The following is a 12999-nucleotide window of genomic DNA, read 5'->3' as shown; positions in this document are numbered from 1 at the left end:
GAGTACGAGCAATGCACCTAACCCGTAGGTGTCCACTTTTGCGTAGGAAGTCCCATCCGATTCGCAGCGCGGCTTGATCCGGGCGTTGCCCAGCAGGACAGCTTCGGCTGGCATTGCTTCCGCAGGAGCGACTGGGAAGCGACTCAGCTTCGACAGCACGGGATCCTCGGCGGCATGTCTTGCCGACGAGCCTTCTCAGGACCAGGAACTGCCGACCGGTAAACTATTGGTTGTATGCCTGTTGCGACCTGAGGACGACCTCACGTCGCACCCCGTGTCCGGGACGACTCGTATTGACAAGGAAAAAGCATGAACTGGTTCATTCTCATCGTTGCGGGCTTGTTCGAAATCGGCTGGGCGATCGGGCTCAAGTATACGGAGGGCTTTACACGGCTTTGGCCGACGGTAGGCACCGTGCTTGCCATGGCGATAAGCCTCGGCCTTCTCGGTATTGCGATGAAGTCGTTGCCGGTTGGTACCGCTTATGCGATATGGGTGGGCGTAGGCGCGGTAGGTACGGCGATTCTCGGCATCATCCTGCTGGGAGAGCCCGCGAATGCGGGTCGAATGGTGAGCCTTGCGCTCATCCTTGCGGGCATCGTCGGTTTGAAGCTTGCCACGCCGGCCTGAGAGCCTTCCAGGCCACCCATTCTCGTTCCTACGGGTCGCGCACTCATGCGGCGCCAGGAAGGCCAGCGGCAGACTGCTCCAACAGCGAAGCCAGGTACGATCGCGCTCCGGCCGATCGAGGGGATTCCCATGACGGATGTACGGCGCCTGGCGGGCACGGCCATTGCCCGGCACTTCATTCCTGCTTTCCGGTTCCATGGCAGCGGGAGCTCCGGAGTCCATCGTAACAGCGGACCAGAACGTACCAGCCGACTGGAACGGCGGACTGGTCATGCTGCTGCATGACTTTGCTGTCGATTCCGGCGTTCCGAGTTCGTCGGTTCCGTAAGCGTGGCGTCGCTCGAAAGATCGACGGCTGCGTTCATCGACGACACTCGACAGGAGGCTCTCTTGGAAGAACCGAAAATCATCATTGCCGGCTGGATAACCGTGATCCCGCGCGACGCGACGCGACGGTCGCGCGCTTCCGGGATCTCGTCCAGCGCGCCCGGCGTGCGCCCGGGTGTCTGGACCTGGCCATCACCGCCGATCCGGTCGATCCGGGCCGGATCAACAACTTCGAGTTCTGGCGCTCCGAGCAGGACCTCGCCGCCTGGCGCGCCGTGGCCAGCCCACCGACGGACGTCGCGCCCATGATTCGCGTGGAGGTGCAGAAGCACATCGTGTCCAGTTCGGGCCCTCCGTTCTGAAGTACGGAGAAAACGCAGGGGCGATAGAACGCCCCTGCCTTCCCCTTGCCGCGCCCTAGCCGGCGTTGGCGTCGTCGGCCTTGAGAATCGCTTCCACTTGGATGCGCAGGGTCACGTCCATGTCGAAACCGTGCTCCTTGCCGGCATCCAGGCCGAACTCGCTGCGGTCGAAGGTGGCGTGGGCGTCGGCGCCACACCAGTCCCGCTTGAACATCGGGTGCGGCTGGCAGTTGAAGCGGTCGATGGCGAGTGTGAGCGGGCGGGTGACGCCGTGCAGGGTGAACTCGCCCTCGACCCGGGTGGGTGCGCCGTCGCGGAAATCGGCCAGTTTGCCGCGATAGGTGGCTTCCGGGTAGCGGTCGGTGTCCAGCAGGTCTTCACCGACGGCCCAGTCATTGAGCCCGTCCAGGCCGAAGTCGATGCTGCGTGCGTCGACCACGACCTCGACGCTGCCGGTACCGCGCTCGCGGTCCAGCCGCACCTCGCCGCGGCTGGCGTTGAACTTGCCGCGCCAGGTGGACATGCCCACGTGGTCGGCCTCGAAGCTGGGAAACGTGTGCTGCGGATCAAGCTCGTACACCACCTCCGCGGCGGAAGCGCCGGCGGTGGCGAGGGACAGGACCAGCAGGGCGAACGAACGAGGCATATGCATAGTGAGCTCCGGTGACAAGGGGGCACTTGCCGGTACGACGATGGGCAACGGCGCTGGAAGCGCCCACACTTTCCGGAAACCGATCAGATCTCCGGACGCGGGCCCGTGGTCCTCAGGCTTTCCAGCATCGCCCACAGGCTCGGATTGATGCCTTCCGCGGCCTCGCGATGCGGCAGGTGCAGAGTGATGCGATAACGGCCGCCGTCGATCCTCGCCACCAGCATGTTCACTGTGAGGTCGTCACCGCGGGCGCGCAGGAACAGTTCGGCGTCGCGGACGTTGTCGGCACCGGCCTGCCCGGCGGGCACGTCTTCCGCTGTGCCCACACCGGACAGCGCCAGCTCCATGTTCTCGCGCAGGGTGCCCAGGTCCTGTTCCGGATCGATCCGTTCGATGCGCATGAAGAATCCATCGTCGACGCGGGCGTAGGCCAGGTCGCAGCAAGGCTCCTCCTGGGTCATGGCGATCTGCGGCAGCACGTAGAGCGCGTAACCCTGCGGACTCTCGAACAGGGTTGCCGAGCGCAGCTCGGTCTGTCCCTCGACGGTGACCTGCAGTTGCCGCTCCGGTGGCAGCGGCTGCGTGACGGGCTGCGTGCCGGGCCCGGCATCCGGCGTCGCTCCGGCATCTTGCGGAGGCGACGGTCGTGCGGCCGGCTCGCCCTGATCCGCGGGCGCCGGGACGGCCGGCGGCTCCGCACTACAGGCGGCAAGCAGACAGGCGAAGGCCAGGGGCAGCGGTAGCCGCCGCCACGATCGCGGCCACAGGTGTGGAAACGTGAGCATCTGGATCTCCCAAAGCGATGGATGGACGCGTCTGGTCTTGCAGCACGAGGCGTGCGGTCACGCTCGAGGGCATCACGTCGGCTGGCGGGGAGATGCCTTCAGCGCCGGATCGATCTGCGCCCATGGTGGCGCGGATTCCGTCCAGATGACGCTTTGCGGCTGGATGTCGCCGGTGGCATCCAGCGTGCCGACGCGCACCACCATGGCGTCGGCGTTCTCGCGTGCCTCGCTGAACACCTGCGTGCCGCAGGTGCCGCAGAACGAACGGCGCATGTGGCGACCGCTGTCGGCCAGGCTGTCCCACGTGCGCAGGTCGCCTTCCACCGCCACCGCAGCGCGCGGGACGATGATGTTGACCGCCGCATTGCCGGTCGCCCAGTACTGGCAGTCGCGGCACCAGCACAGGCGCGCGGCCATCGGCTCCGCGCTGATCGTGTAGCGCACCGCGCCACACCTGCATCCGCCGGTTCGCGTCATTGGACATACCTCGCGTGGATGGAGTCGATAACCACTCTACCCCCTGCCCCGCTTGCGCTGCCATGCCTTGCGACGGACAGGCCCGGCCGGACAGGACAACGGACGACCAGCCCTCCGGGCGCCGCATCCGCGGCACGGCCCCGGTAAACTTCCGGGCCTTGGAACGATGGCGGCGGGACTGGTAAGTTCGGCCGTCCGCGTTTCGTGGTCGCGACGTCGCGGATCCGAGGGCGCGATTCCGGTGCGCCGTGTCGATTTCGCGAAGCCTGATCCGTCGTCTCATGGTGTCGGTATCGCCGGCTAGGTCCGCCGAGGCCCTGGCTCCTGCCCTTCCGTGAACCGAGTTGCAACACATGACGAACGAACCGAATCCCGTCGCCGAGGCGGGCACCGCTCCCCCGCCGCCCCCGCCGTCGGTCTGGGCGGCCCTGCGCGAGGCGATCCGCGGCACCGGCGCCGACTACACGAAGATCCCGCTGCGCAAGGCGGTGTTCCTGCTGGCGGTGCCGATGGTGCTGGAGCTGGTGCTGGAGTCCACGTTCGCGGTGGTGGACATCTATTTCGTCGGCAAGCTGGGCTCGTCGGCGGTGGCCACCGTGGGCCTGACCGAAAGCTACCTGTTCCTGCTGTACTCGGTCGCGATGGGGCTGGCGATGGCGGTGACCGCGGTCGTGGCCCGACGCATCGGCGAGCACAAGCCGGAGGAGGCCGCGGTCACGGCCGTGCAGGCCATCTTCCTCGGACTGCTGGTGTCGGCGCCGTTCGCGCTGGCGGGCATCGTCTATGCCCAGGACCTGCTGCGCCTGATGGGCGCCGACGCGTGGACGCTCGAACACGGCTACCGCTACATGCAGTGGATGCTCGGCGGCAACGCGGTCATCATGCTGCTGTTCGTGATCAACGCGATCTATCGCGGCGCCGGCGATGCGGCCATCGCCATGCGCGTGCTGTGGGTGGCCAATGGCCTGAACATCGTGCTGGACCCGATCCTGATCTTCGGCTTCGGCCCGATCCCGGCGATGGGCATCGAGGGCGCCGCCATCGCCACCAATATCGGGCGCGGTGCGGGCGTGCTGATGCAGCTGTGGATCCTGTTCCGTGGCGGCCGCCACATCAAGGTCACGGCCGCCCAGCTGGTCTGGCGCGGCGCGATCCTGCTCAACATCGTGCGCACGTCGCTGGGCGGGGTCGGCCAGATGATCGTGGCGATGACTTCGTGGATCTTCCTGGTGCGGATTCTCGCCAGCATCGGCAGCGAGGCGGTCGCCGGCGCGACCATCGCCATCCGCATCATGATGTTCACGATGATGCCGGCATGGGGCATGTCCAACGCCGCGGCGACCCTGGTGGGCCAGAACCTCGGCGCCGGCCATCCGGATCGCGCCGAGGCTTCGGTGTGGCGGACCGGCTGCTACAACATGGTCTACATGGTGGCCGTGTCGGCGGCGTTCTTCCTGCTGCACGACCAGCTGGTCGCGATCTTCACCGACGACCCGACGGTGATCGCCATCGGTGGGGAATGGCTGCGGATCCTCTCGTATTCCTTCTTCGTCTACGGCTGGTGGATGGTGTCCGTGCAGGCCTTCAACGGCGCCGGCGACACCGCCACGCCCACCTGGATCAACCTGGTGTTCTTCTGGCTGATCCAGATCCCGCTGTCCTACGTGCTTGCCATCCAGCTGGACTGGCAGCACACCGGCGTGTTCTGGGGCGTGTTCGTGTCCGAGACCACGGTGGGCTTGTTCACCCTGTGGCTGTTTACGCGCGGCAAATGGAAGGCGAAGCAGGTGTAGGGGAGACATCTACTGCTGCGGGCCGGTGCGCCAGAGCAGGTATGCGTACGCCAGAAGCGAAACGACGACGTAGCCCGACTCCACCCATGCCCGCCGCCGGGCGTCGGTGCGCGAGCGGGTGATGTCCAGCAGGAACTGGCGGAGCAGGAACGTATAGAGGATGTAGTACAGGAACGGCACCACGTGCACGAACCAGGGATAGTCCTCCGCCCGCTTGCCGAAACGGCCGAGAATCCAGCCGATCTGGGCATAGATGCCCAGGATCCCGAGCCCGGCATTGATCAGCATCCATTTGACCTGATCGACCCCGAACAGCACCAGGTAAAAGACCAGATAGACGAGGATGGCGATGCCGCCGTGGGCGTAGAGGAAGCCGAGATCGGGCGCGTCGCCGCCGTAGGCCAGAAAGAAGCCCGACAGCCCGAATCCCAGCATGTGCAACATGAAGAATGGATAGACGAACCGGCCGGCCTCCGCGGCCAATCCATGGCGGGCCGCTGTAGTGGCCGTCCGGTTGCTCTGCGTCATCGCCCTGCCCCAGCCCCGTGTCGATCGACAGGTGTCGCCGCACCTGCCCGCCAGTAGGATACTGCGCCAGGCGACGATGGCGGCCCGCCATCGACCCACCGCGCATCCCTCCACTGGCCCACAAGATCCACCATGCTTCCGATTGCCGCCCTGCTCGTTCTCGTTGTCGCGCCGCTGGCGTTCGCCGTCATCGGCATGGTGCGCACGCGCGGCGAATCACCGGCTCCGCAAGAAGCCTTGCGCCCCTGGCGCTGGCGCATGAGCCTGGCCTCGATGCTGCTGTACACGCTGGCGTTCAACGTGACGTTCTTCGTGCAGGAGTTGTTCCTGGTGCTGCCCAAGGCACTTACGCCGGGTCTGCGCCCCACGCTGTTCCACAACAATCACGGCTGGGAAGGCACGCATCCGCTGGCTTCCCTGTTCCAGGGGACCGGCGCACTGGCGACGCTGCTGGTCGGTATCGCCGCCGGCCTGTGGCTGCGGCGCACCCGAACAGGACCGGCATGGTGGCGGCTGCTGATGTTCTGGATCGCCTTCAGCGGCGTGTTCATGGCATTGCCGCAGGCCGTCATCGGCGCACTCGTCCCGCAGGGCGACGTCGGCATGGCGATGACGTATTTCGGGCTGGGGCCTGCCGCGAAAGCTACGGTGGCGCTGTTGGCACTGGTCGCGATGCCGCCGTTCGCGCTGTGGCTGCTGCGGCCGTTGCTGGAGCTGGCCGAGGACCCGGTGCAGGTCGCCGGCGCCGGCGCACGCATGCGCTTCGTCTTGCTGGCGGCCGCGCTGCCGGCGCTGTGCGCGATCGCGCTGATCGTGCCCTTCCGGGTACCGCGGGAGTGGGTGGAGGTGCTGCTGTTGCCGGTAATCGTGACGGTGGCCGGGCTGGCGTGGATGCAGGCCGGCGCGTGGCGGATCCGCGCGGTCCGGCCGCTGGAGGGCGCTGGCGGTTGGCCGATCGCTGCGTTGCTGGCGGCGGTGATCGCGCTTCTCGCAGTGTTCCAGCTGGTGCTGCGGCCGGGCATCGCGTTTTATTGAGGTTGCGCGGAAGCCGCGGCGAGATCGGATCACGCCGTCGAACCTTCGCCGGCCTTCTGCTGCCGTTGCTCGCCGCGGCGAGTGGCCTGGAGTGACGCGGCGGTAAAGGCTGCGGAACCCGCATGCGTCTTGACTCCGGATTACGGGGCCGACGTCTATAAAGGGGTCGCCCGATCCGGATTCGGAGGCAGCATGAACACCGATGTGCATCCGCGCGCCGCCCTGTATCGCATGGTGATGCCCGAACACGTCTGCCCGTTCGGGCTCAAGGCCCGCCATCTGCTCAAGCGCAAGGGTTTCGAGGTCGATGACCACTGGCTGACCACGCGCGCCGAGACCGACCGGTTCCAGGCCGAGCACGATGTCGAAACCACGCCGCAGGCCTTCATCGGCGGCAAACGCATCGGCGGCTACGACGACCTGCGCCGCCATTTCGGCCTGAAGGTGCACGATCCCGAAGCAACCACCTACCGCCCGGTGGCGGTGCTGTTCACGATGACGGCACTGCTGGCCGCGGCACTGAGCTACGCCGTGTTCAGCACGATGCTGACGGTGCGCGCGGCGGAGTGGTTCGTCGCGCTGAGCATGTGTGTGCTCGCGCTGTTGAAGCTGCAGGACGTGGAGAGCTTCTCCAGCATGTTTCTCAACTACGACCTGCTGGCGAAGCGCTGGGTGCCCTACGCGTACCTGTACCCGTACGGCGAGGGATTGGCGGGCGTGCTGATGGTCGCGAACGCGTGGGTGTGGCTGTCGGTGCCGGTGGCGCTGTTCATCGGCAGCGTGGGTGCGGTCTCGGTGTTCAAGACGGTCTACATCGACCGGCGCGACGTGAAGTGCGCCTGCGTGGGCGGCGCCAGCCGGGTGCCGCTGGGGTCCGTGTCGCTCACCGAGAACCTGATGATGGTGGCGATGGGGATCTGGATGTCGCTGAAGGCGACGGGGATGGTGGACACGTTCTGAACGCCGTTGCGCTTCGTTCGCGAGGCGCCCGTTCTCATGCGCCGGAAGTCGAGGTCCGGACCGCCGGGACGTCGTGCTTCGCCGGCATGTACCGGGGTTCCAATATCACAAAACACACCCGTTTGGGCTCCTGTCGTTCACGGGGAGGCAAGAAATGTTCGGTTAGCGTCGACCGGCGGCCATCCCCCGGTTCTGCGCTTTTGCGTCTGAACAGGCTGCTATCCAATTTGCCTTCCCTGTAGGAGATTGCCCCATGGCATCACAACTTTCGCGCCACGCCGGTCTCGCGGCTCTCGTGCTGACGGCGACGCTCGCGGGCTGCACTCAATACATCAAGCGTGACGAATTCGACGCCACCGTTGCCGAGCTCCGCGCCGCCGACCAGCAGCTTGCCTCGCAGATCCAGGCGCTGTCCGACAAGCACGATGCCTTGGTGACCCAGCTCGCGGGCCGGACCCGCCTCGATACCGCCGCCTACTTCGGCTTCGACGACGCGACCCTGGACGAACAGGCCAAGCCGCTGCTGGACGACTTCGCCAACGTCATCCGCAGCAGCCACTCGCAGGCCCTGATCACGGTGGAGGGCTTCACCGACCCGGCCGGCCCGGCTTCCTACAACAAGCGCCTGGGCCAGGCGCGCGCCGATGCCGTGCGCGACTATCTGGTCACCACCGCCGGCCTGCCGGCCGAACAGGTCCGCGCCGTCAGCTACGGCGAGGACGAGAACCGCCTGGTGCGCCAGGATGCCTCCGGCGAGGCAGGTCGGGATAATCGCCGCGTCGGCCTGATCGTCGACTATGCGGGCCCATCGACCGCCGCTCCGGCGACCTAACCCGCGCAGGAGACGACCGGCCGGGCAGCGGGCCGCTGGCTAGCGGCCCGCTTCCGTGCGGAATTACCTTCGGCGTGCTTGCTGCGGCAGCACGCGCCGCGCAGGTCAGGATTTCGCGCCCACTTCCACCACCGGCGTGAAGCCGCCATAGATCAAACGCTTGCCATCAAAGGGCATGGGGTTGGATTCGGGCGAGAGCCGCGGATCCTTCATCACCTTCTCCATGCCGGCGTCGCGGGTCGCCTTGTCCGGCCATTCGATCCAGGAGAAGACGACGGTCTCGTCGTCCTTCGCCTGCACGGCGCGGTGAAAATCGGTCTGCTCGCCCTTGGGCACGTCGTCGCCCCAACACTCGAGGACGCGGGTGGCACCGTATTCCACGAACACCGAGTCGCCCTGGTTGGCGTGGTCGATGAACTTCTGCTTGTTGGCAGTGGGGACTGCCATGATGAAACCGTCGATATAGGGCATCACATGTCTCCTGTCGGTGGTCTGGATCGATCGGACCTGCAGTGGCCGGCACTGCCCGGGCCGCTCCGGGTGCCGGAAACCCGCGGATCAACCGGGGAGAGGACATTGCCGGACAGCCACTGCGGTGGTCCTGTCGAGCGACGAATCAGCGCACCGGAAATCGACATGCGCCGCCACCGTGTTCGACCCCGCACGGAGTGGCGCCGCCATGGAGCTGTATGCGCCCGGACACGAGATTACGCTCGACGATCCCGACCCGCTGGCCGACCGGAATCGCTTCAACCCGGGGAAGGCGACCGCCCCCAATTACGGCCGCATTCCCCGCGCCGGCCAGAGCGCCAGTGCCGAGAGCGCGAGCAGCACCACGATCGCCGGCGCGTATCCTCCCTCCTCGCTCCGCACCAGCGCCACCACCACCGCCACCGCGCCCAGCGCGCCGCCGGTCCGCTGCACGATATTGACCAGCGTGGTCGCGTCTCCCATGCGCGCCGCGTCGGTGGCGCCGTAAGCGGCGGTCATCGCCGGCATCTGCGCCCAGGCCAGGCCGACGCCGCGCACGGCAAGCACGAAGGCGAGCAGGCGCGGGTCGTGGACGACGGACGTCAACAGGGCCAACGTGGTCGCCACCAGCAGGCCGGCACCGGCGAGCACCACGGGGCCGGCGCCATGCCGATCGGTCAACCTGCCGGCGAGCGGCAGTGCCAGCGCGCTGCCCAGGCCCATGGCCAGCAACATCCCGCCGATCACGCCCAACTGCATGCCCAGTGCCCGCAGGTACAGGGGCAGCAGCAACAATCCGGCATACAGGTTGGCGCCGGCGAGGCCGGTCACGAGCGTGGCGCGGGTGAAGACGCGGTTACGCAGCAGACGGAGATCGATCAACGGCTGCAGCCGCCGCAGACTGCGCCAGGCGAATGTCCCCAACAGCGCCGCGCCTGCGGCGCAGGCGGCCAAGCCACTGCCACTGGTGCCGGGCCCGCTGGCGCCCGCCTCGGTGGCGCCGAGCAGCAGCAACGGCAGGCCCAATCCGGCCAGCAACAGGCCGCCCACATCGAGACGGCGTGTGCCATCGGGTTCGCCGGGCGGCACCCGACCGGGCGCGAGCGCGAGCGCGGCGACTGCGACCGGCACGTTGATCCAGAACAGCCAGCGCCAGGAGGCGACTTCCAGCAGCAGGCCGCCGACCGCCGGTCCAATCGCCGGCCCCAACGCGACCACCAGGCCCAGCACGCCCATCAGCCGCCCCAGTTGCCGACGATCGGCCGCCTGCGCGATCACCGTCTGCCCCGCCGGCACCATCAAACCTCCGGCCAGGCCCTGCAGCACGCGCGCGGCGATCAGCCAGCCCGGCCCGGGCGCCATCGCGCACAACACCGATGCTGCGGCGAAGGCGAGCGTGCTCGCGCGCCACACGCGACCGGCGCCGAAACGGGCGACCAGGAATCCCTGCGCCGGCAGCGAGACCGCCAGCGCCACCAGGTAGCCGGTGACCACCCACTGGATGCGCGGGAGCGTGGTGTCGAGGTCGCGTCGGATCGATTCCAGCGCCAGGTTGGCGACGGTGGCGTCCAGCATCGCCATGAAGGCCCCGGCGCCGGTGATCGCCGCCAGCGCCCAGATGCGGCCGGGAATTCTTGGCGGGGCTGACGATGGCATGGGGGCATTCTCGCCGATGCCCACGGCGTCCGCTGGCCTTGCCCGGCTCGCACGCGATGCTTGCGAATCCGGCGTTGGCTGAAGGCGGTCTCCTCACCACGCTCAAGCCACGCCGGTATCGCACGTTCCTGCGGAGGGTGCGTGCTGGCCCTGACGTTGCGACGCCGTCGGCTCTTCGTAGGAGCGCGCCATGCCCGCGAAGCCCGCGAAGCCCGCGAAGCCGAGGATCAGCCGCGGCGCGCTTCCCTCGTCAAGCCGCGCCGGTATCGCGCGCATGGCGCGCTCCTACGGAGGATGCATACGCCCGGCCCTCCGGGCGGTACCTATGCGCCCAGCAGCACCCGGTTCATGCGCCGCACGAAGGCCGCAGGATCCGGCAGCGGGGCGCCGGCGGCGATCTCGGCCTGCTCCAGCAGCAACGTGGCCAGATCCTTCGACTTCGCCTCGTCGCTCTCCGCCTCCACCCGCTTGAGCAGTGCGTGCTGCGGGTTGACCTCCAGGGTGGGCTTGCTCTCGGGGATCTCCTGGCCGGCTTCGCGCAGCAATCGGGCAAAATGCGGGGCCATGTCGTAATCGGCCAGGGCCAGGCACGACGGCGAATCGGTGAGGCGCGCGGAAACACGTACGTCGGCGACGCGGTCGCCCAGCAGGCTCTTGAGCTTCTCCAGCAGCGGCTTGGCGGCCTGGGTCGCCTCGTCCTGCTTCTGCTTGTCGGCCGCGTCCAGCGGCAATTCGCCCTTGGCCACGTGCTGCAGGCTCTTGCCGCCGTATTCGCGCAGCGATCCCAGCATCCACTCGTCGATGCGGTCGGACATCAGCAGCACTTCGATGTCCTTGGCCTTGAACGCCTCCAGCTGCGGACTGCCGGCCGCGGCGGCGTAGCTGTCCGCGGTGACGTACCAGATGGTGTCCTGGCCCACAGCCATGCGGCCGATGTAGTCGTCGAGCGAGACGGCCTGCTTCGCGCCCTCGCCCTTGGTCGAGGCGAAGCGCAGCAGCTTGGCGATGCGCTCGCGGTTGCCGACGTCCTCGGCCACGCCTTCCTTCAGGGTACTGCCGAAGGCCTTGTAGAAGGTGGCGAACTTGTCGGGCTCGTCGCGCGCGAGTTTTTCGATCAGGTCGAGCACGCGCTTGACGCAAGCGCCCTTGATGCGCTCGAGCTGGCGGTTCTGCTGCAGCAGTTCGCGGCTGACGTTGAGCGGCAGGTCGTCGGCATCGACAACGCCGCGCACGAAGCGCAGGTAGTTGGGCAGCAGCTCCTCGGCGGCGTCCATCACGAACACGCGCTTGATGTAGAGCTTGAGCCCCTTGCGCTCGTCGCGGCCGCCCATCATCAGGTCGAACGGCGGGCGCGAGGGCAGGTACAGCAGCGTGGTGAAGCTCTGGCTGCCCTCGACGCGGTTGTGGCTCCAGGCCAGCGCGTCGTTGAAGTCGTGGCCGAGCGACTTGTAGAAGCCCTGGTAGTCCTCGTCGGAGATCTCCGCCTTCGGCTTGGTCCACAGCGCGGAGGCGGCGTTGACGGTCTCCCACTCGTCCGCGGGCGCGGCCTTGTCGTCGTCTTCCTTGTCCGCAGCCTCTTTCGGCATCCGGATCGGGAAAGCGACGTGGTCGGAATAGCGGTTGATCAGCGAGCGCAGATGCCAGCCTTCAAGGAAGGTGTCCTCCTCGGGCTTGAGGTGCAGCACCACCGTGGTGCCGCGCTCGGTCAGTTCGGCCGCCTCGAGGGTGTACTCGCCCTTGCCGTCGCTCTCCCACTTCACGCCCTCGCCGGCCGGCGCGCCGGCGCGGCGGCTGAGCACCGTGACCCGGTCGGCCACGACGAAGGCCGAATAGAAGCCGACGCCGAACTGCCCGATCAGGCGCGCATCGGCCTTCTGTTCACCGCTCATCGCCTCCAGGAAGCGGCGCGTGCCGGAGCTGGCGATGGAGCCGATGTTGGCGACGACCTCGTCGCGGCTCATGCCGATGCCGTTGTCGCGCACGGTCACGGTACGCGCGTCCTTGTCCCAGCTGACGTCGATGCGCAACTCACCGTCGTCGGCCATCAGCTCCGGATGGGCGATGGCCTCGAAACGCAGCTTGTCGCAGGCATCGGAGGCGTTGGAGACCAGCTCGCGCAGGAAGATCTCCTTGTGCGAGTACAGCGAATGGGTGACCAGGTGCAGGACCTGGGCGACTTCGGCTTCGAACTTGCGGGTTTCGGGAGAGGTATTCATACGGGCGTTTTGTTCCGCGCTGGGGCTGGATGCGAACGTCGACTATGGGTGTGGGTGGCGGGAATTCAAGCCCGCCCGGCCCGGGGGGCGCCATCCGCGTGGTGCCGGCGCGGACGGGGCCGCGGCGAAGATCGGGGTTCGCGCTGTCGGCGGCGGCGGGGGCATCGCGCGCATGGCGCGCTCCTACGGAGGGGCCCGTGGGCGGCACCGGATTTTCGTAGGAGCGCGCCATGCGCGCGATGCCGCGGATCGCACCGACGCGGCGGTCCGTGCGG

The 12999-nt window shown here is 67.6% G+C and carries 14 protein-coding genes; 6 read left to right on the top strand and 8 right to left on the bottom strand.

Features of this window, described 5'->3' with window-relative positions:
- Positions 1-309: 309 nt before the first annotated feature.
- Entirely contained in the window at positions 310-630 is a 321-nt protein-coding gene (gene sugE, locus FXO19_RS16955) for a quaternary ammonium compound efflux SMR transporter SugE (RefSeq protein ID WP_149196295.1), read from the top strand.
- Positions 631-911: 281 nt separating this feature from the next.
- Positions 912-1319 (top strand): putative quinol monooxygenase, encoded by a 408-nt coding sequence (locus FXO19_RS16950; RefSeq protein ID WP_223115535.1) that lies wholly within the window; start codon positions 912-914, stop codon positions 1317-1319.
- Between the two features lie 55 nt (positions 1320-1374).
- On the opposite strand, the gene FXO19_RS16945 is transcribed toward FXO19_RS16950, so the two are convergent.
- From FXO19_RS16945 to FXO19_RS16935, 3 genes are all read right to left on the bottom strand, one after another.
- A complete protein-coding gene (locus tag FXO19_RS16945; protein ID WP_149196294.1) occupies positions 1375-1971 on the bottom strand; it encodes a YceI family protein in 597 nt (198 codons plus the stop codon).
- An 83-nt stretch (positions 1972-2054) separates the two neighbouring features.
- Positions 2055-2756 carry a hypothetical protein gene (locus FXO19_RS16940; RefSeq protein WP_149196293.1) on the bottom strand — a complete coding sequence of 234 codons (702 nt, stop codon included), beginning with the start codon at positions 2754-2756 and terminating at the stop codon, positions 2055-2057.
- Positions 2757-2828: 72 nt separating this feature from the next.
- Complete coding sequence (locus FXO19_RS16935; protein ID WP_149196292.1) at positions 2829-3233, bottom strand: GFA family protein; 405 nt, start codon at positions 3231-3233, stop codon at positions 2829-2831.
- 353 nt (positions 3234-3586) lie between these two features.
- Here FXO19_RS16935 and FXO19_RS16930 point away from each other — a divergent pair, with 353 nt between their 5' ends.
- Positions 3587-5026: an MATE family efflux transporter gene (locus tag FXO19_RS16930; RefSeq protein WP_149196291.1), complete on the top strand. Its 1440-nt coding sequence runs from the start codon at positions 3587-3589 to the stop codon at positions 5024-5026.
- 9 nt (positions 5027-5035) lie between these two features.
- On the opposite strand, the gene FXO19_RS16925 is transcribed toward FXO19_RS16930, so the two are convergent.
- Positions 5036-5554 carry a hypothetical protein gene (locus FXO19_RS16925; RefSeq protein ID WP_149196290.1) on the bottom strand — a complete coding sequence of 173 codons (519 nt, stop codon included), beginning with the start codon at positions 5552-5554 and terminating at the stop codon, positions 5036-5038.
- Between the two features lie 132 nt (positions 5555-5686).
- Here FXO19_RS16925 and FXO19_RS16920 point away from each other — a divergent pair, with 132 nt between their 5' ends.
- From FXO19_RS16920 to FXO19_RS16910, 3 genes are all read left to right on the top strand, one after another.
- On the top strand, positions 5687-6589 hold the full coding sequence (locus FXO19_RS16920; RefSeq protein WP_149196289.1) for a hypothetical protein: 903 nt from the start codon (positions 5687-5689) through the stop codon (positions 6587-6589).
- Positions 6590-6781: 192 nt separating this feature from the next.
- Positions 6782-7549, top strand: a complete 768-nt coding sequence (locus FXO19_RS16915) for a MauE/DoxX family redox-associated membrane protein (protein WP_223115533.1) — start codon at positions 6782-6784, stop codon at positions 7547-7549.
- Between the two features lie 253 nt (positions 7550-7802).
- Positions 7803-8381: an OmpA family protein gene (locus FXO19_RS16910; protein WP_149196288.1), complete on the top strand. Its 579-nt coding sequence runs from the start codon at positions 7803-7805 to the stop codon at positions 8379-8381.
- Between the two features lie 105 nt (positions 8382-8486).
- Here the strand turns inward: FXO19_RS16910 and FXO19_RS16905 are convergent, their stop codons facing one another.
- From FXO19_RS16905 to htpG, 4 genes are all read right to left on the bottom strand, one after another.
- Positions 8487-8852, bottom strand: coding sequence for a DUF1428 domain-containing protein (locus FXO19_RS16905; RefSeq protein WP_149196287.1), 366 nt, complete (start codon positions 8850-8852; stop codon positions 8487-8489).
- 306 nt (positions 8853-9158) lie between these two features.
- A complete protein-coding gene (locus FXO19_RS16900) occupies positions 9159-10508 on the bottom strand; it encodes a DHA2 family efflux MFS transporter permease subunit (RefSeq protein WP_149196286.1) in 1350 nt (449 codons plus the stop codon).
- 102 nt (positions 10509-10610) lie between these two features.
- Positions 10611-10784 (bottom strand): hypothetical protein, encoded by a 174-nt coding sequence (locus FXO19_RS19325; protein ID WP_187775825.1) that lies wholly within the window; start codon positions 10782-10784, stop codon positions 10611-10613.
- Positions 10785-10831: 47 nt separating this feature from the next.
- Positions 10832-12724 carry a molecular chaperone HtpG gene (gene htpG, locus FXO19_RS16895; RefSeq protein ID WP_149196285.1) on the bottom strand — a complete coding sequence of 631 codons (1893 nt, stop codon included), beginning with the start codon at positions 12722-12724 and terminating at the stop codon, positions 10832-10834.
- Positions 12725-12999: the final 275 nt, after the last annotated feature.

The sequence above is a fragment of the Luteimonas suaedae genome, from assembly GCF_008312895.1.
Taxonomy (GTDB): Bacteria; Pseudomonadota; Gammaproteobacteria; order Xanthomonadales; family Xanthomonadaceae; genus Luteimonas; species Luteimonas suaedae.
The sequence above is the reverse complement of the archived record's forward strand: the minus strand, read 5'-3'. Positions and strand labels throughout refer to the sequence as shown.